This is a genomic window from Bacillus sp. AY18-3 (assembly GCF_008042305.1).
GTDB classification, from domain to species: Bacteria; Bacillota; Bacilli; order Bacillales; family Bacillaceae_G; genus Bacillus_A; species Bacillus_A wiedmannii.
Genome location: NZ_QKQR01000008.1, coordinates 90,672 through 109,409, shown reverse-complemented (window position 1 = coordinate 109,409; position 18,738 = coordinate 90,672). Strand labels below are relative to the sequence as shown.

Here is an 18,738-nt window from a genome sequence, read left to right as displayed (position 1 = left end):
ATGAAACAAGTACAAACAAAAAGGGATTGGAAAAAACTTGCACATGACGTAGTAGAAGAGAAAATGATTACGAAAGAGGATGCAATTGCAATATTAGAAGCTGATGATACAGAAGTGTTAGAAATTATGAATGCAGCTTACATCATTCGCCATCATCACTTTGGTAAGAAAGTAAAATTGAATATGATTATTAATACGAAATCTGGATTATGTCCTGAAGATTGCGGATATTGTTCACAGTCTATTATTTCAGAGGCGCCGATTGATAAATATGCATGGCTAACGCAGGAAAAGATTGTAGAAGGAGCACACGAAGCAATTCGCCGTAAAGCGGGTACATATTGTATTGTAGCATCTGGTCGTCGCCCGACGGATAAAGAGGTGAATCACGTAATTGGAGCAGTTAAGGAGATTCGTGAAACGACAGATTTGAAGATTTGTTGTTGTTTAGGTTTCTTAAACGAAGATCAAGCAGGACGTTTAGCAGAAGCGGGTGTACATCGTTATAACCACAACTTAAATACACATGCAAATAATTACGAAAGTATTTGCTCCACTCATACGTATGACGATCGTGTTGATACAGTTCAAAAAGCGAAACAAGCAGGCATTTCACCATGCTCTGGGGCAATTTTTGGAATGGGGGAGACAATAGAAGAACGTGCTGAAATTGCATTTGAATTACAACGTATAGATGCAGATTCAATTCCATGTAATTTCCTTGTTGCTGTAAAGGGTACGCCGCTTGAAGGACAAAAAGAATTAACGCCGATAGAATGTTTAAAAGTACTGGCGATGATGCGTTTTGTAAACCCAACGAAAGAAATTCGTATTTCAGGAGGACGTGAAATCAATTTACGCTCTGTGCAGCCAATCGGTTTATTTGCAGCAAATTCTATTTTTGTTGGAGATTACTTAACGACAGCTGGACAAGAACCGACTGCAGACTGGGGTATGATTGAAGATTTAGGGTTTGAGATTGAAGAATGTGCATTATAAGATAGATAAAAAGCAAACTTGTAAAAGAGTTTGCTTTTTTTGTAAATAAAATGTAATAAATAGTTGTGAAAGCTTGATACTATTGGTTTTTGAGCGGAAAAAAGAATTTTGGTGGACGAATTTTCCAAGCCCCAATTGTACATAGTAAATATGTAATTTATATTGGGTTGGAGGATTTTACATGCACAAATATATATTAGCGATTATGACTTGTCTAATTTTACTAAAAGCAATAAGTGCTGATCCAGTTAAGGCTGCCGAAAATCCTGAACAAAAAGAAATGCAACAACGAATTGAACAACATTTTCGAACGAAAGCTGAACATTTTGGATTGAAAACAGAAGGGAAAGATTTAAAGGAAGTGCGAAAAGAAATTACTATTATAGAAGAAGCGAAGAAAAGAGAGAATGTATGGAGAACAGCACAAACGCTTCGTATACAAACAGAAGGAAAAACAATGGATGAATTAATAAAAGATGTACGGAAAAAAGTAAAAAAATAAAAAAGAGGCCGCAGCCTCTTTTTTATTTTTTATGCCCATTGTTTTGATAAATGAGCCATTTCAATCGCAGCAACGGCGGATTCATAGCCTTTATTACCTGCTTTCGTGCCCGCGCGTTCAATCGCTTGCTCGATCGTTTCAGTCGTTAATACACCGAAAATAACTGGGATGTCTGTTTGTAGTGATAAAGATGCAACTCCTTTTGCTACTTCATTACAAACGTAATCGTAATGTGTTGTAGCACCACGAATTACAGTACCTAACGTAATTACAGCATCATACTTTCCGCTATTAGCCATCTTTTTAGCGATTAAAGGAATTTCGAATGCGCCAGGAACCCAAGCAACATCGATATCAGTTTCTTCTACACCGTGACGCTTTAATCCATCTAAAGCTCCGCCGAGTAACTTACTTGTAATAAATTCATTAAAACGTCCAACAACAACCCCAACTTTTAATCCTGTACCAACTAAATGACCTTCGAATACCATAATAAACCTCTCCCTTAATTATAAGTTTAGTAAATGTCCTAATTTGTTTACTTTCGTTTGTAAATACGTTTTATTCTCTTCTTTTGTTGGCATTTGCAATGGTACACGCTCGATTACTTCTAAATCGTAACCTTGTAAGCCAGCAATTTTTCGTGGATTATTCGTTAATAATCGTAAATGTTGTAAACCTAAATCTTTTAAAATTTGAGCGCCAATACCGTAATCACGCAAATCAGCTGGGAACCCAAGTTTTTCGTTTGCTTCTACAGTATCGAATCCTTCTTCTTGTAACTTATAAGCGCGAAGCTTATTAAGAAGGCCAATGCCTCGTCCTTCTTGTCTCATATAGAGAAGAACGCCTTTTCCTTCACGCTCAATTTGAGCAAGTGCAGCATGGAGTTGTGGTCCGCAATCACAGCGGCACGAGCCAAATACATCTCCTGTTAAGCACTCTGAATGAACGCGTACAAGTACAGGCTTTCCTGTTGAAATATCACCTTTTACGAGTGCGATATGTTCTTTCGTATCTAATGAATTAGAATAGCCAATTGCATGGAAAGTACCGAAATCTGTAGGTAATGTAATTTCCACTTCTCGCGTCACTAGTGTTTCATGGTGGCGGCGGTAAGCAATTAAATCTTCTATTGTAATCATTTTTATATCAAATTGTTTTGCACACTGTAGTAAATCAGGTACGCGTGCCATCGTACCGTCCTCATTAATAATCTCGCAAATGACTCCAGCTGGTTCTGCTCCGCAAAGTCTGGCTAAATCGACAGCAGCTTCTGTATGACCAGCTCGGCGTAGGACACCGCCTTCTTTCGCGATTAATGGAAAGATATGTCCAGGACGATTGAAATCAGTACCTTTTGATGCAGGGTTTAATAATTCTTGTATCGTAGTTGCCCGTTCGTGAGCGCTAATCCCTGTTGTTGTAGAAACATGATCAATACTCACTGTAAATGCAGTATGATGCGAATCTGTATTATGAGCTACCATTGGTTCTAATTGTAGACGTTCTGCGTATTCTTCCGTAATCGGTACACAAACGAGACCACGCCCATGTGTAATCATAAAGTTAATCGTTTCTGGCGTAATATACTCTGCTAAAGCGATAAAGTCGCCTTCATTTTCACGGTTTTCATCATCGCATACGATAACGACTTTTCCTTGTTTTAAATCTTCTAGAGCTTCTTCAATACGATGAAACATAATGCTTCCCCCTTATAGAAATCCGTTGTCTTGTAAAAAGCTTTCGCTCATTGAACCTGTTCGTTTTACAGGTTTAGAAATAAAGCGTTCGATATATTTACCGATCATGTCACACTCAATGTTTACGATGTCACCGGCATTCTTTGCTCCGATAACAGATTCACTTACTGTGTGCGGGATGAGTGAGATTGTGATGGAAGATTTGTCTATATCAAATATTGTTAAACTCGTTCCATCAACAGCAACGGATCCTTTATGCAAACAATAGCGCAGCAATTCATCAGCAATAGCTATTTTGTAATAGACGGCATTATAGTGTTGTTTTTTGTTTAATATCGTTCCGATGCCATCAATATGTCCTGAAACGAAATGTCCACCGAATCGTCCGTTTGCAGCTATCGCCCGCTCTAAATTTACTTTAGAGTGTTGTGTAAGCATGCGAAGTGATGTTGATTGCATCGTTTCAGGCATTGCGTCCACTGTGAATGAAGTTGTTGTGAAACTCGTTACAGTTAAGCAAATACCGTTAACCGCGATACTATCACCTAAGTGAACATCTGATAAAATATTATTTGCATGGATCGTTAACTTCATCGCTTCTCCGCTTTGTTGCATGTTTGCAATCGTTCCTAATTCTTCTACAATTCCTGTAAACATTCCGTCACCTCACTTCGGGCATTCGCAACGATTTTTATATCATCACCAACTTGTTTCATCTCTTGAATTTCCAAGGAAAGTGCATCATGTAATGCTGCGAAACCATTTCCACCAAATAAAGTAGGGGCATCTTTCCCGCCAATTAATTTGGGGCTTATATAAGTTACAATTTCATTGAGATGCTTTGTTTGTAAGAAGCTTGCGTGAACTGTTTGACCACCTTCAACGAATAGAGAAAGAATTTGCTTCTCTCCAAGAAAGAAAAGGAGGTCCTTGATTTCTATATGTTTTGTTTTCATTTGGAATATAGCTATATTTTCAGATTCATAAGAAGCTATTTTCTCTTTATTTACATCCTTACCGACAATAATCCATGTCGGTGCTAAACCATCTGTTATGACATGAGAAGATGGTGGCGTTCGTAAATGGGTATCTAAAATAACACGAATAGGATTTTTACCCCCGTTAGGAATTCTTGTCGTTAAATGCGGATTATCAGCTATAACTGTATTCACTCCAACGAGAATCGCATCATGTGTATGACGATATTGGTGAACATCAGCTCGTGCTTCTTCACCTGTAATCCACTTACTTTCACCCGTGACAGTTGCTGTTTTTCCATCTAAGCTCATCGCTGTTTTTATTGTTACAAATGGACGCTTCGTTTTCATGTAGTGAAAAAAGAAACGATTTAATAAGGTGGCTTCTGTTTCAAGAACACCGGTAGCTACTTTGATGCCAGCTTCTTCTAATCTCCTTTTTCCAGTACCAGAAACGAGAGGATTGCAATCAAGAGTAGCAATTACAACCCGTTTGACTCCTTTTTTGATGAGCAATTCACAGCAAGGTGGTGTTTTTCCAAAATGGTTACACGGTTCAAGTGTTACATAAACGGTAGCTCCTTTTGCTTTTTCACCAGCCATATGAAGCGCGTGAACTTCTGCGTGTTCTTCACCAGCACGTAAATGAGCGCCAATACCGACGATGTTTCCTTCTTTTACAACAACAGCACCAACCATAGGGTTTGGACTTGTTTGTCCAGATGTCCCTTCGGCTAACTGTAGGGCAATCCTCATATATTCTTGATCTGTCATTCTCTTCACCTCTCCTGAAAAAATCAAAAAACCCCAAGGATTTTATATCCTTGGGGTTTGGGAGACGTGATTTCTAGAAATATAGTTCGAATACGAAAGTACAGGAAAGAAACCTAACGATGATTGGTATTTTTGCATAAGGAAAAAACCTAGCAAAAATATCGAATTTTTCAAACGCTAGTCGTATCTTTTTATTTCAGTATAGAAACATAAGTATACAAAATAAAACATATATAAAGATTCAAAGCGAAACTTTAAAAATATGCATACTGAAATAAAAGTGTATTCGCTATATAAAATTACTAGAAAACATATCCTTCTCCCATCCAGACTATACTGTCGGCCCTAGAGTTTCACTAGATCCACCGTTTTCGAGTTGAAAACGGGTCACGGACTTAGAAGTTTGCACTTCATCACCGCCGGTTGGGAATTTCACCCGACCCCGAAGGATGTTGTTTGCTCAAATTATAGCACAAAAAAAATAAAAGGCTAGAAAAAAATATTCGAATGTGAAGAATTGTGTGAAAATATATGTAAGTTGGAATGAGGACAAAAGTACGAGGAATGTTGTAAGGAAAAGGGGGACGAGAGTTAATGAAAAGAAAAAACATGCACAAAAAAATGTGCATGTCACATGTAAAATTATTCTGCCTCTGGTGCTCTAACGACAGACTCGAATTTCCCTTTATGCGAAGCATCGCAATAAGGCATATTTTTTGATAAACCACAACGGCATAAAGAAAATGCCGGTTTTGCTGGGAATACATTCCCTTGTGAATCGACTAATTCCACGTCCCCTGTAACGCGAAAAGAGCCATTATCATTTACTTTAATTTGTACTTTCGCCAACGCTATCCCTCCTTCCCAAACGCTTAATTTCATCATATAATTAAGAGAAGTACTTGACAATATAAAATGAGCACTTTCTTTGGGAGAGAAGAGAGTGTTATAATGTTTTTTATAACTGACTAGAGTAAGGTGACGAGAGATGGATAAACAATTACATACATTACGAAACATTGCAAATGAGCGCACGTGGGCATCATTTTTGAATGATAATCATCCATATAGTTTGTTACATTGGTCCATTGCAGGTGTAGGGCAAGAGGCAAAGGATGTTTGGTTACTTCAAGATGAAGTAACATTTCAAACGACAGAATTTCCAACGTTAGATGATGCAATGCAATGGATTTCTGTAAATATGGAACAAGTTACAGACGTTTTAGCGCAATAAAAAAACAGGCTTATGCAAGCCTGTTTTTTGTTTCTTTTACATATGAGTTTAAAAATTGATCAACGGCTGCTTCATACTCTTCTTTATTTTCGTTATAAGAGCAAGCGTGTGCACCGCGTTCTGCAATATAAAGTTGTTTATTGTTTTCTTTTGCTTCATATAGTGATTTCGTCATATCAGCTAAAATATAATCATCATCTTTACTATGAATAAAGAGGACGGGATTATTAATATTTTTTATACAATCGATTGGTGAAACTTCGCGAATCGTATAACCGTCACGTACTTTTAAAAAAGCATTTGCTAAAGGTAATAAAGGCCATTTAGGTAAATGGAATTCAACCTTTAAACGGTGTTGTAATTGCCCGTAGAAATCAGAAAAAGGACAATCTGCAATATAGAAATCAGCACCATCTTCTACAAGTCCTGCGTATTGAAGAAGTGTTGCAGCTCCCATAGATTCACCATGAATACCGAGTGTTATATTTGTTCCAAAGCGACTTTTTAGCCAGTCAACTACAGATTTTAAATCATGTTTTTCATAGTATCCATAGCTTGTTGTTTTTCCGCCAGTTTTACCATGACGACGATGATCATAAATAACGACATTATACCCTCTGTTTAAAAATAACCTTGCATATTTTACAGAGTTCATTTTATTTACAGTTACGCCGTGACAAAAAATCATAAACTTATTGGAATGACCAGCAGGAATGTAATATCCGTGAAGATCATATCCGAATTGCGAAGGAATATGAATTTCTTCTTTATGAAGAGCATCAAAATCCTCTAAACGAAAATGTTTTTTCGTTTCTCTTTCGAGTACTTCTTCCTCTGTTTTTTTCTTTAAGTACATCACTTTATTTGTAAAGAAAATCCCAAGGGCAGTTATCGCACCTAGTATAGTAAACAATGCTGCAAAAAAACGTTTCATACTTTACCTCATCCTCCAAATACCGTTACATGTGATACACTTACATTGTATCACAATGATAGAAAAGGGGAGAAATAGGAAATGGTGTATATACAAAAAATTACGCCAGCGATGAAAGAAACAATCCGAATGTTCATGTGTGAGAACTGGGGAAGTTCATTGATGGTTTCACGTGGTAAGGGGCATCAGTTAGAAGAGTTGCCAGGATTTGTTGCGCTCTTGGATGACAGAATAATCGGAATTATAACGTATGAAGTGACCGGAAATATGTGTGAAATTGTATCGTTAGACAGCTTTGAAGAAAGAAAAGGAATAGGGACGAAACTTGTAGATTGTGTATTACAATTTGCAGAAGAAGAACGGTGCGGGCGGGTTTGGCTCATAACAACAAATGATAATATGAATGCGTTACGTTTTTACCAAAAACGTAATTTTATGATGACTAATTTATATGTGAATGCAGTGGAAGAGGCACGAAAAATAAAGAAAGAAATTCCGCGTATCGGATATGATAACATCCCAATTTTACATGAAATACAGTTGGAGTATCGTTTAATAAATTGATGTAACAATTTTCAGAAATATAAGTTATTAATCTTGACGAATATTGTAATTTAGGTTACCGTAAAATTGTAATCTATTACCATATTAAGGGGTGACGATGTGGCAACTATACGTGATGTTGCAAAATTGGCAGGTGTTTCAGTCGCAACCGTTTCACGAGTTATTAATGAAAAAGGATACGTTCATGAGGACACAGTAAAACAAGTAAAGGAAGCAATTGAGGAATTACATTATAGGCCGAATAGTACAGCAAAGCCATTGTTTAAAGAGAATTCAACGATAATTGCATTACTTGTAGATAATTTATATAACCCATCAAACATCACTTTGCTACATTGTATTGAGGAAATAGCATATAAAGAAGGATATCAAATCATTGTTTGTAATATAGAGAATAAAGATAGATACATACATATGTTGAAGGAAAATAACGTTGCAGGTGTTATTTTGACAAAATCAGTTTTTAAAAGTATAGGAGAAATTCCACTTCCGTTTGTTGTGATTGATGAAAAAAAATCACATGCAAATGATTATGAAAGTGGACAAAGAGCGGTTTCTTTATTAAAAGAGAAGGGTTGTCACTTTCTTGCTTATTTCGATGAGGGAGAAGATAGTGAAGAAATGGAAGAGCACATATCAGGATTTTTAGACGCTGCTTGGGAGGAAAGCATCTCTTATCGAGAAGTATGTGTACAAGGGTATACGAATAAACAGTTTATTACATTCTTGCAAACTTACCCGTATATAGATGGAATTGTAACTTCAAGTGAAAAGGTTACTTTTGAGTTAATTCAAGCAGCGAAAAATTTAAATATCAGTATACCGGATAAGTTGAAAATTATTGGACCGAACGGGAGCATAGACAGCGAATGGATAGGCCCGTCACTCATGAAAATTGAAAGTTGTGCCGAAGAAAATGGGAAAATAGCTTTGCAACAATTAAAAGGAAAAATAAAAAAGTAAAAGGTGCGTATAAAACGCACCTTTTATAATGTAATTGCGGCAATAAAGCCGAATATAAGTAACGGTATATTATAATGCAGAAAAGTTGGTACACATGTATCCCATATATGATGGTGTTGACCATCAGCATTTAAACCGGATGTTGGTCCAAGTGTACTATCTGATGCAGGAGATCCTGCATCGCCTAGCGCTCCGGCTGTACCGATAATTGCAATTGTAGCCATTGGACTAAATCCAAGCTGCATGCAAAGAGGTACAAAAATTGTTGTTAAAATAGGGATGGTTGAAAAGGATGAACCAATTCCCATCGTAACGAGAAGTCCAATAACAAGCATAAGAAATGCAGCGAGTGGTTTGTTATTTCCAATTATATGTGCACTCGTTTGCACAAGAGATTCAACATGTCCTGTTTTTCGAAGAACGGCGCCAAATCCAGCGGCAGCGATCATAACAAAACCAATAAAGGACATCATGCGCATTCCGCTGGTTAATATCGCATCTGCTTCTTTAAGAGGTAGACTACCACTTACTGATAAGACGATAATCCCTGCTAAAGCACCGAAAATCATTGATTCTGTTGCTAATTGAACAGTTAATGTAGCTAGGATAGATAATAATCCGAAAGTAATGCTCCGTTTTGTATAGGGAACGATTTCATTTGCGGTAGTATGAACTTGTTCTGTTTCATACGTACGAGGTTTCCGGTACGTAATGAATACTGCTACACATAATCCAATAATCATACCGATTGCTGGAATAGTCATTGCTTTTGGAATAAGTGCGACATCAAATGTAAGACCGCTTTGCGCGGCATTTGTTTGCAGTACGTCATGATAAATTTTTCCGAACCCTGCTGGAATCCACATATAAGGAGTAATCAATCCGAATGTAATAATACATGTAATAAGTCTGCGATCCACTTTCAGCTCATTTAATACTTTTAAAAGTGCTGGAATTAAGATGGGGATGAAAGCGATATGAACAGGAATCACATTTTGTGAGAAACAAGCCATCGTTAAAATGATGAATAAAATAAGTATTTTAGAATAAACTTGTTTTTTCGTGTCTTGTTCATTGCCAATCCATTTTAATGCAGTTTGAATCATGGCATCTGGAAGTCCTGTTTTGGAAAGGGAAATAGCGAAACCACCAAGCATTGCATAACTTAAAGCGATTGGAGCACTGTTTCCAAGTCCTGTTGTAAAAGTGTTAATAGTTTCTGAAATACCGAGTCCGCCGATAATTCCGCCTGTTAAAGCTCCGACTATGATGGCGACAATGACCTGGACACGTAATAAACTAAGCAATAGCATAACTGCTACTGCGACGAGTACAGCATTCATAATAAATGTAATCTCCCTAAATTTTTATTGTACTAAGGCAAGTAAATATGAAGCGCTTTGCTATATTTATACATAGTTGCGACATATTATTATAAATTGTTTTCTATGAAATGTAAAAGAGCCCTTTGTTACTAATGCTGAAAAGCTAGCTCTTGTTTAATTGATTGTAAAGAATTAGCGAATAATCCTGGTTCTTCTAAATCAGGAGAATGTGCTGAATTTGGGAACCAAATCATCTTTTTTATGGGTGCTTCTATCAAATCACAATATTCCTGAACGAGTGCATAAGGAGTTTGATAATCATAGCGACCAGAACAAAAATAAACCGGAATAGATAAACTTGAAATAGAAGAAAAGAAATCGATGGTCAGCATCTCTTCCCATAAAACGCCGGATTTTAAATTTCCTGCGAGAAACTTGAGCCAATCTAATAGCGTATATTCAGGAGAAAAGAAGCCTTTTCGTATGAAAGAAAAGGAAGATCCGTTTTGGATTGCTCCGCCGAATGTGCCAAGCCACTTTCTTTGAATAATAAGGCGTCTCGTATCTAAAAATGGTGGTTTTCCTAATTTTAAAAGGGACGCTAATGCTTTTTTATGATCATGTTTTTTTGCAGAACGAATTAAATGCTGATATAGCAATTCTTCGTTTTGTTTCATATGTACAATCTGCCCAATACCGATGTAAGCCTCGATATACTGTGGATATTGATGTGCTATGTTAAGCCCAATAATGCTTCCCCAAGAATGACCAACGAGAAATAGTTTCTGTTTATTGAACTTTTTAAGTACATATTGAATCACTTCTTTTGCATCGGAAACAAATTGTTCGATTGTAAAATTTTCTCCGAAATCTTTCATTGAAAAGGATTTACCTGCCCCGCGCTGATCCCAATTAATAACGATGAAGTGTTTCTCCAATTCTTTTTGAAAGTGACGAATAAATCCAATTTGTGCCATGCCAGGCCCGCCATGACAGCATAATAAAATAGGCTGCTCTACGTTTTGCCCGCGCATAAGGAGAGTTTGTTTTCGATTATGAATCATAACACTTTCCATCGTAGCAATACTATTAGGAATGAGTTGTTTATTTTCATTATAAAACTGTGGGGTATAGCTACGAAAAAGCATATGGAAAACCTCCTTTTCTGAAATCATATGAATCGCACAGGCTATTCGTTTTGCATATACTGTTAGAAAATCATTGTAACATACCATACTAGTGTCATTTCAACACGGGAGGAGGGAAATTGTGACGATTGGAGAAATTATAGATTGCTTAAATAGACGTGAATCCATCGCTATTATAGCAAAACGTCTTGAAATAAGCCCGTATACATTATCAAAGAAATTAAGATTAATTGGATATGAATATGATGGAGAACAGAAGAAACGTATTTTTGTAGGAGATGGAGAAGAACCTCGTCACTTACAACTCCAAGAAGCGACAGCCCTTCAATATGCGAAAACGGATTATCAATTATTAATTTATGAACAATTACAAAGTATTTATGAATTACTAAGCAAGAGAGAAGAAGTAAGTGTACCTATTATGAGTATAAGTACAGAAAAAAAGAAACGTACTTTTTCTATTAATAAAGAAATATTAGCAAAACTAGACGTTATATCAGAAGCGAAAGGAATTCAAAAATCGAAACTTGTAGAAGAGGCGTTACAACAATTTTTACAGCAATATGACTTTAACAAAACAGCACGTTTGGATGACTAAAGAAAAGGATACTAAGTTCATTGTAAGAACGAGTATCCTTTTTAGGTTTTACTAATATTGTGGATTAAGTAAGTATAAGTGCGTACCGATACGATAAACTTAACTAAATCTATACAATTCAATCAAATTTACACAAGTTAGTGCTTCATCATGTTCTCGCAGCCCCAAAGGGACGAGGGGTATAACACTCCACACGAGGCAGTATCGTTACCTCCTATTATCAAGCATTTATTTTACCCATCTTGATAAATTTATCGAAGCATTTATTTTACCCATCTTGATAAATTTATCGAAGCATTTAAATCTCTATCGTGATGGCTATTGCACCCAACACAGTCCCATTCACGAATCTTTAAACTCCACTGTCCTTCTGGTTGAACTGAATGGTCGTATTTTACTCCGCAACATGAACAAATCTTGCTTGAGGCGAACCATTTATCAGCTTTTACATACGCAATGCCATACTTCTCGCACTTGTATGACAAACATTGAAAGAAGAAGTTTAATTTTTGAAATGAAAATGCTTTCGATAGTTTTTTGTTTTTTAACAGGTTTGAGATAAATAAGTCTTCTACAACAATTCTCATTGGTTTGGTTTTCACCAATTTAGCTGTTGCTTGATGGATATGGTTATTTCGGATATTCGTAATTTTCCTAGATAACCGCAGGTGCTCAGTTTTAGCTTTTTCATATCCGGCAGATTGAATTTTTACACCTTTTTTAAATCTCCTAGACATATCTCTTTGTGCTGACTTTTTCCTTTTCAAAAGTTTTTTAACCTTGGCATCTTTATTTATATTTCGTTCTTTCATACCATTAGAAGCTACAAAAAGCTCTTTTAAACCAACATCCACACCAATCGACTCATTCGTTAGTTCTTGTAATTCAAAGTCTTCTTGGAATCCTACACTAATCCACGAGTGACGACCGTCAAATGCAACTCTTGGATTTGATGGTTTTTTATTTCTTGGTAGTTGTTGGCTTGTTTTCACTTCTCCAATGGACTGAATATGAACTACTTTCTTTCCTATAATCAGTCTTTCATAATTGGCATAAAATCCTTGGATTAAATCTTTTTTGGATTTATAAGAAGTGTGAGAACCATTTTTGTACTTTTTGAACGAATTTTTTCTCGCCGTATCAAAATCTTTTGAAGCCTGTTTAGGAACTTGTGCATTAATGTCATGTAACCACTCATATCTCTTTCGCTTCTTGATCTTTGTAAATCGTTTCTGTAAAGCTAACTGTGAAACAGATTTTCCAAATAGCTTATAGTATCTATCACTCATTCTTTTACAATAGTTATAAGCAAATCTCGCAGCACCGGCATGATTTCTAAGCACTTTTTCTTGTTCAGGCGTTGGAATCAATCTAACTTTCTTCGCCAATATCATCAGAATTTAACTCCTTTAATGAAAGATTTGTTCTTCTGACTAGTAGCGTGTTCCACCAGCATTCTCCTGAGACTACTCGGATGCAAACCTGTTAATTCTGATACTTGACTAACTCGTGAAAATTTCATTATTATTCTCACTTCATTGAATCAACCATAACACATACGTTCGATAGATTTAATTAACTTTAGTTATAATTGATTAAATAAATCGTAACAGTTGGTTACCCTTTACAATAAAAATCTGGATCGCATATTAGGGAAATACTTAATTTATTTTTTGGATTCTACCATCAATAACTGGCTGAATTGGTTCTTTTAATTGTTTTACATAATCGACTAGCGCTTCAAAGTCGTTTGGACCAGTTTCTGAATTCTTCCCATTTTTAAATGATACGAATCCGTCACCGCCAGAAGCTAAGAAAGCATTCGCAACTACGCTATACGTTTTAGTTGGAGATAACTCCTCGCCATTTGTTAAGCGTATATTCGTAACCTTTTCACCGTTTGGTTTATTTGCATCCCACGTATATTGAATACCTGAGATTTGAAGCATTCTCGTCGTACCTTTTTGCCATTGCTGATTTAAAATGTCGCGAATATCTTGGCCTGTTAAATCTACTTTAATCAATTGGTTTCCAAAAGGTTGAATGCCATATAATTCGCCCCATGTAATATCGCCAGAATCTAAGTCATTACGAATGCCACCCGGATTCATAAGTGCGATTTGAGCTTGCATTGTTTGACGCTGTGCGTCGGCAATTACATTTCCAAGAGTAGATTCACCGGCATCATTTTGTTTACGGTCAATAGCTGCTGTAGATTTTCCTACAACTTCATTTACAAGTGGTGCGATTTTTTCTTTATATTGATCTAGTTTTTGTTTTACTTGTTTATCAGGTTCCACACCTTCATGATATGTTGTAATCACTTCAGCTTTTTTCTTTACAATATCTTTTGTTTTACGATCAATTGTTACATCTACGTCTGAGAAAGCTGTTCCATAAGAGTTCGCTTGGACGATTAGTTTATTATTTACAGTACCATTTACATACGTGTGACTATGTCCACCGAAAATAACATCAACTTCCGAGTCTGTTTCATTTGCAATTCGAGTAAGGTCTCCATTTGTCACGCCAGACTCATCAGTTGTTCCGCCGACATGGGCAAGGACGACGATGGATTTAACACCGAGACGCTTTAATTGTTGCGTTGACTTATTAATTGCTTCTACTTCGTCAGTGATCTGTACATTTTTAAGCATAGTAGGCATCACGACATTTGGCGTATCAGTTGTAACAACGCCAATGAATCCTACAGGAACACCATCTACCATTTTTACAGTAAATGGTGGTAAAAATAAGCGACCAGTTGATTTGTTATAGAAGTTAGCAGCGACATAAGGGAAGTTAGCACCTTTGAAATTACCTGTTTTCTCGTGATATCCACCGTAAATGAGGCGTTTCATTTCATCGATACCTTCATCAAATTCATGGTTTCCGATTGTACCAACATCGAATTTTAAGTCATTTAAAAATTCAATTGTTGGTTCATCTTGTAACAACGCTGAAACTGGTGGACTAGCTCCGACAATATCGCCAGCATGTACGAGAAGTGTATTAGGGTTTTGTTTTTTACGTTCTTTTAAATAAGTAGCTAAGTACTCAGCGCCACCAGCTTCTTTGTTATTAATTTTTTTAACAGTATCTAGTTGTCCATGGAAATCATTAATACCAAGCATTTGTACGTCTACGTAGCGGTTTTGTTCAGCTGGAGTCTGTGATGGGGGAGCGGCAAATACACTTGAAAAAGTAATGGTGCTTAAAACGGCAACAGCAGGAATGATTTTTTTCCACATAATTTAATTCTCCTTTTTTATAATCTGACATCATACGACATAATTTTAATAGATTCATAGGATTATAGCTATATAAAAATTTAGTTTTTTCGAAAAATTAACATATTTACAAAAAGTTAATAATAGAGTAACGAACCTTTTTTATTGTCGAGTTCATTGTGTATCTACTATAATGGAGAAAAAAGTAAAAGGTGAGTAGCATGAAGAAAAAGAAACAAAGACAAATGCAAAGACAATCGCAAGTGAATAATCCAGAGAAAGAGTTGCTTACATTAGGTGATCAATTAAATGATTCACTCATGCAGAAATTAAAGAATAAGAAGAAAGAATTGCAAGTGAGAGAAGAAGAAAAAGAGGCAGCTGAACTGGAAAGAAAGCGCCGAGAACAAAAAGAACGTGAAAAGAATAAATCATTTGAAGAACTGTTAAGTGAAAGTAGCCTTACTTGGAAAGACTTTAAATAATATAAAAAATGATCAGTGCATACCGCTGATCATTTTTTTGACGAGCTTGTAAGAAAAGGGGAGTTTTAATGAGAAAAATTGTAGTCGTTCCGCATGAAAATCATTGGAATGAAAAATTTCAAATAGAGGCCGAACGATTAAAATCGGCGATGCCAGAAAGGGTGAAAGTCCATCATATTGGAAGTACATCAGTGCCAGGACTGGCAGCTAAACCAATTATAGATATGATTATGGAAGTAGAGTGTATCGACAGAGTAGATCATTGGAATGAACGTTTTGAAGAGCTTGGTTACATTGCAAAAGGGGAAAATGGTATTTCAAGACGTCGTTATTTTATTCATGGAACTGAGGAAAAACGCTCGTATCACTTACACGTTTTTGAAAAAGGAAATCCTGAGATAGTAAGGCATTTAGCGTTTCGTGATTATATGATGGCTCATTGTGAAGAAGCAGAGGCATATGCAACCTTAAAGAAAGAATTAGCCGAAAAATATACATATGATGGCACGTTATATACGGAAGGAAAAAATGAGTTTGTGCGTAGTGTTGATGAAAAAGCGAAAGAATGGAGAGAAGGAAATATGAATAATTGAGTTTGCGTTTTAGTGTATAAAATTATTATGTAAACTGTACATATGTTTTGACTTTTTGGTTGAATCTTGTTGAAATAAAGTGGTAGCTTATAAAAAATGTAAGAATGAAAGGGAGACGACTGTGCACATTCCAACAACTACACTTCATAATGGCGTAAAAATGCCGATGATTGGTCTAGGCGTTTATAAAGCGAAAGAAGGCGATGAAGTAAAACAAGCAGTAAAAACAGCGTTAGAAGTTGGATATCGTTCGATTGATACAGCAACTGTATATGAAAATGAAAGCGGTGTCGGAGAAGCGGTTCGTGAATCAGGGATTCCGAGAGAAGACATATTTATTACAACAAAAGTTTGGAACGACGATCAAGGATACGAGGAAACACTTGAGGCGTTTGAAAAAAGCTTAAAGAAATTACAAATGGACTATGTAGATTTATATTTAATACATTGGCCAATAAGAGGGAAGTATGTCGATACGTACCGAGCGCTAGAAAAACTGTATGAAGAAGGTAAAGTGCGCGCAATTGGTGTTTCAAATTTTCATAAACATCATTTAGAACTGTTATTACCAAATTGTAAAGTGAAGCCGATGGTCAACCAAGTGGAACTTCATCCGATGTTAGCGCAATTTGAATTGCGTAATTTCTGTCAAGGTGAGCAAATTCAAATGGAAGCATGGAGCCCATTAATGAGAGGCGGGGAAGTATTCGAGAACCCGATTATTCAGGCCATTGCTACGAAATATGAAAAAACACCTGCGCAAGTTATATTAAGATGGGATATTCAGAGCGGGGTAGTGACGATTCCTAAATCTGTTACACCATCTCGCATTAAGGAGAATTTTTCTATCTTTGATTTTTCATTAACGGAAGAAGAGATGACTCAAATTAATACGTTAAATCGTAATTTACATGTAGGAACGAATCCGGATAAATATGATACGCTATAAAAAGACGCTACCATACTGGTAGCGTCTTTTTAACGATGTAAAGCGTAAGTATCACATTTAGCAATTTGCTGAAGTTGTATATATTGAGCGGTTGTTAACTGTGTTTGTTTACTAGCCTGGCCATTTTCTTTCAATTGCCCAATAGAGCTTGCACCAGGTATAACAGCTGCAACAGTTTCGTTATGTAAGCAATATTGAATAGCTGTTCCTGTTAAAGAGCTTTCTCCGATTATTTCTTTTACATTCGCAAGTGTCGCATATAATTCATCGTAAGAATAAGAAAGATAATTCTTTTCTTTTACTCTTTCTATCTTTCTTGCATTATTATCAGTTAAAATTCCTTTTGCAAGTGGCCCACGAGCAATAATGCTAATTTGATGTTCACTTAGAAGTGGGAACCATTCTTCAGGGCGACGATTTAAAAGGCTATATTCCATTAGCACACTAACGATATTGGAACGTTTAGCATATTCACGGATAACATTTGGACGTATAGAAGAAATACCGTAATGACGAATAATACCTTCTTTTTTTAATTCTTCAAAGGCTTCAATTGTTTCCTCTATTGGATCTTCAATCGTCCCGCCGTGAAGTTGATAAAGATCAATATAATCAGTTTGAAGTCTACGTAAACTTTCTTTCACTTCAGCCTTTATGTAACTTTTAGAAGGATCCCAAGACCACCCGTTTTTTTCTTCTGTCCATCGATTTCCAACTTTTGTTGTAAGAACAATTTGGTCTCGTTTCCCTTTTAAGGCTTTTCCAACAAATTCTTCGTTTAATCCATAATCATATAAATCCGCTGTATCAAAAAAATTGATTCCTAAGTCGATTGCTTCATCGATAATACGCATAGCTTCTGTTTCAGATGTACCGAGAGACATACAGCCAAGTCCCATTTCTGTCACAAACAAATCTGAGTTTCCTAATTGACGTTTTTTCATAGGTCAACCTCCTTACCTTTATTGTACGCAAGGGAAAAGAGGTTGACAAACGTTTACTTTTTATTTGCTGTAATCCACTCTTGTACAGTTGTATACTCTTTTCCATATTGTTTTAGCTTATGGCGAATTTGCCATGCTTTTCCGACTAAAGTGACGCGATTTGGTAAAATATAAACTTTCATTTCTATCACGCTCCTTTCAATGTGGTAAAATGTATGAGGAAAGAATAGGAAATAGAACAGGGAGATGAAGTAGTATGAGTAATCTTGCAGAGAGAACAGTAAAAACTGAACCGATTTTTGATGGTAGAGTTATAAAAGTTCGTGTTGATGATGTAGTATTACCAAATGGAGCAATGAGTAAACGTGAAATTGTAAATCACCCTGGTGCAGTTGCTATTATTGCTATTACTGATGAGGGGAAAATTGTGCTTGTCGAGCAGTATCGTAAAGCGCTTGAAAAGGCGATTATAGAAATTCCGGCCGGCAAGTTAGAACCTGGTGAAAAACCTGAGGTGACAGCAGTTCGTGAATTAGAAGAGGAAACAGGATATGTATGTGAAAATATGGAGCTTATTACTTCTTTCTATACATCTCCAGGATTTGCAGATGAAATTTTATATGTATATAAAGCGACAGGTTTGACGAAAAAAGAAAATAAAGCCGAGTTAGATGAAGATGAATTCGTAGAATTGATGGAAGTATCGTTAGAAGAAGCGATTATTCTTATGAAAGATCTTCGTATTCATGATGCGAAGACGATGTTTGCAGTACAATATTTACAACTACAAAAATAAACACTCGCCAAAGGCGAGTG

Annotated in this window: 22 protein-coding genes and 1 riboswitch; of the genes, 10 read left to right on the top strand and 12 right to left on the bottom strand. The window is 36.2% G+C overall.

All coding sequences use genetic code 11. The features are described 5' to 3' along the window. On the top strand, window positions 1-999 hold the full coding sequence (gene bioB / locus DM800_RS08080; protein WP_000815838.1) for a biotin synthase: 999 nt from the start codon (window positions 1-3) through the stop codon (window positions 997-999). Window positions 1,000-1,180: 181 nt separating this feature from the next. Beyond that, window positions 1,181-1,501 (top strand): hypothetical protein, encoded by a 321-nt coding sequence (locus DM800_RS08075; RefSeq protein WP_000549778.1) that lies wholly within the window; start codon window positions 1,181-1,183, stop codon window positions 1,499-1,501. A 29-nt stretch (window positions 1,502-1,530) separates the two neighbouring features. On the opposite strand, the gene ribH is transcribed toward DM800_RS08075, so the two are convergent. From ribH to DM800_RS08050, 5 genes are all read right to left on the bottom strand, one after another. Next, entirely contained in the window at window positions 1,531-1,992 is a 462-nt protein-coding gene (ribH, locus tag DM800_RS08070) for a 6,7-dimethyl-8-ribityllumazine synthase (RefSeq protein WP_000230900.1), read from the bottom strand. A gap of 18 nt (window positions 1,993-2,010) precedes the next feature. Continuing rightward, window positions 2,011-3,204, bottom strand: a complete 1,194-nt coding sequence (gene ribBA, locus DM800_RS08065) for a bifunctional 3,4-dihydroxy-2-butanone 4-phosphate synthase/GTP cyclohydrolase II (protein WP_147786696.1) — start codon at window positions 3,202-3,204, stop codon at window positions 2,011-2,013. A 12-nt stretch (window positions 3,205-3,216) separates the two neighbouring features. Beyond that, window positions 3,217-3,861 (bottom strand): riboflavin synthase, encoded by a 645-nt coding sequence (ribE, locus tag DM800_RS08060; RefSeq protein ID WP_147786695.1) that lies wholly within the window; start codon window positions 3,859-3,861, stop codon window positions 3,217-3,219. After that, window positions 3,843-4,955 (bottom strand): bifunctional diaminohydroxyphosphoribosylaminopyrimidine deaminase/5-amino-6-(5-phosphoribosylamino)uracil reductase RibD, encoded by a 1,113-nt coding sequence (ribD, locus tag DM800_RS08055; protein WP_147786694.1) that lies wholly within the window; start codon window positions 4,953-4,955, stop codon window positions 3,843-3,845. Before ribD ends, ribE begins: the two co-directional genes overlap by 19 nt. 310 nt (window positions 4,956-5,265) lie before the next feature. Continuing rightward, window positions 5,266-5,409, bottom strand: a riboswitch (FMN riboswitch). A gap of 188 nt (window positions 5,410-5,597) precedes the next feature. Next, on the bottom strand, window positions 5,598-5,804 hold the full coding sequence (locus DM800_RS08050) for a CDGSH iron-sulfur domain-containing protein (protein WP_001151582.1): 207 nt from the start codon (window positions 5,802-5,804) through the stop codon (window positions 5,598-5,600). A 139-nt stretch (window positions 5,805-5,943) separates the two neighbouring features. Here DM800_RS08050 and DM800_RS08045 point away from each other — a divergent pair, with 139 nt between their 5' ends. Further along, window positions 5,944-6,189, top strand: a complete 246-nt coding sequence (locus DM800_RS08045; RefSeq protein ID WP_000360794.1) for a DUF2552 family protein — start codon at window positions 5,944-5,946, stop codon at window positions 6,187-6,189. A 10-nt stretch (window positions 6,190-6,199) separates the two neighbouring features. Here DM800_RS08045 and DM800_RS08040 read toward each other — a convergent pair whose 3' ends face one another. Further along, window positions 6,200-7,123, bottom strand: coding sequence for an alpha/beta hydrolase (locus DM800_RS08040; protein ID WP_000819238.1), 924 nt, complete (start codon window positions 7,121-7,123; stop codon window positions 6,200-6,202). Window positions 7,124-7,204: 81 nt separating this feature from the next. Here DM800_RS08040 and DM800_RS08035 point away from each other — a divergent pair, with 81 nt between their 5' ends. Both DM800_RS08035 and DM800_RS08030 read left to right on the top strand, forming a co-directional pair. Then, complete coding sequence (locus DM800_RS08035; protein WP_147786693.1) at window positions 7,205-7,687, top strand: GNAT family N-acetyltransferase; 483 nt, start codon at window positions 7,205-7,207, stop codon at window positions 7,685-7,687. Window positions 7,688-7,786: 99 nt separating this feature from the next. Continuing rightward, entirely contained in the window at window positions 7,787-8,650 is an 864-nt protein-coding gene (locus DM800_RS08030; protein WP_147786692.1) for a LacI family DNA-binding transcriptional regulator, read from the top strand. Between the two features lie 23 nt (window positions 8,651-8,673). On the opposite strand, the gene DM800_RS08025 is transcribed toward DM800_RS08030, so the two are convergent. Then, window positions 8,674-9,993, bottom strand: a complete 1,320-nt coding sequence (locus tag DM800_RS08025) for a Na+/H+ antiporter family protein (RefSeq protein ID WP_147786691.1) — start codon at window positions 9,991-9,993, stop codon at window positions 8,674-8,676. Between the two features lie 131 nt (window positions 9,994-10,124). Then, a complete protein-coding gene (locus tag DM800_RS08020) occupies window positions 10,125-11,123 on the bottom strand; it encodes an alpha/beta fold hydrolase (protein ID WP_147786690.1) in 999 nt (332 codons plus the stop codon). Window positions 11,124-11,244: 121 nt separating this feature from the next. On the opposite strand from DM800_RS08020, the gene DM800_RS08015 reads away from it, so the two are divergent. Continuing rightward, a complete protein-coding gene (locus DM800_RS08015) occupies window positions 11,245-11,721 on the top strand; it encodes a ribbon-helix-helix domain-containing protein (protein WP_073516408.1) in 477 nt (158 codons plus the stop codon). Between the two features lie 263 nt (window positions 11,722-11,984). On the opposite strand, the gene DM800_RS08010 is transcribed toward DM800_RS08015, so the two are convergent. Then, a complete protein-coding gene (locus tag DM800_RS08010; protein WP_147786689.1) occupies window positions 11,985-13,115 on the bottom strand; it encodes an RNA-guided endonuclease InsQ/TnpB family protein in 1,131 nt (376 codons plus the stop codon). 267 nt (window positions 13,116-13,382) lie between these two features. Then, a complete protein-coding gene (locus DM800_RS08005; RefSeq protein WP_147786688.1) occupies window positions 13,383-14,972 on the bottom strand; it encodes a bifunctional metallophosphatase/5'-nucleotidase in 1,590 nt (529 codons plus the stop codon). 200 nt (window positions 14,973-15,172) lie between these two features. Here DM800_RS08005 and DM800_RS08000 point away from each other — a divergent pair, with 200 nt between their 5' ends. The 3 genes from DM800_RS08000 (at window position 15,173) to DM800_RS07990 (ending at window position 16,978) form a co-directional block, all read left to right on the top strand. Next, a complete protein-coding gene (locus DM800_RS08000) occupies window positions 15,173-15,436 on the top strand; it encodes a YqkE family protein (protein ID WP_147786687.1) in 264 nt (87 codons plus the stop codon). Window positions 15,437-15,504: 68 nt separating this feature from the next. Next, complete coding sequence (locus DM800_RS07995; RefSeq protein WP_147786686.1) at window positions 15,505-16,029, top strand: GrpB family protein; 525 nt, start codon at window positions 15,505-15,507, stop codon at window positions 16,027-16,029. A gap of 121 nt (window positions 16,030-16,150) precedes the next feature. Next, window positions 16,151-16,978: an aldo/keto reductase gene (locus tag DM800_RS07990; protein ID WP_048546278.1), complete on the top strand. Its 828-nt coding sequence runs from the start codon at window positions 16,151-16,153 to the stop codon at window positions 16,976-16,978. 29 nt (window positions 16,979-17,007) lie between these two features. On the opposite strand, the gene lolS is transcribed toward DM800_RS07990, so the two are convergent. Both lolS and mciZ read right to left on the bottom strand, forming a co-directional pair. Beyond that, on the bottom strand, window positions 17,008-17,922 hold the full coding sequence (gene lolS / locus DM800_RS07985) for an aldo/keto reductase (protein ID WP_147786685.1): 915 nt from the start codon (window positions 17,920-17,922) through the stop codon (window positions 17,008-17,010). 53 nt (window positions 17,923-17,975) lie between these two features. Continuing rightward, on the bottom strand, window positions 17,976-18,104 hold the full coding sequence (gene mciZ / locus DM800_RS07980; protein WP_000870295.1) for a Z-ring formation inhibitor MciZ: 129 nt from the start codon (window positions 18,102-18,104) through the stop codon (window positions 17,976-17,978). Window positions 18,105-18,178: 74 nt separating this feature from the next. On the opposite strand from mciZ, the gene DM800_RS07975 reads away from it, so the two are divergent. Further along, window positions 18,179-18,718, top strand: a complete 540-nt coding sequence (locus DM800_RS07975) for an NUDIX domain-containing protein (RefSeq protein WP_000067040.1) — start codon at window positions 18,179-18,181, stop codon at window positions 18,716-18,718. The last annotated feature ends 20 nt before the right edge of the window (window positions 18,719-18,738 follow it).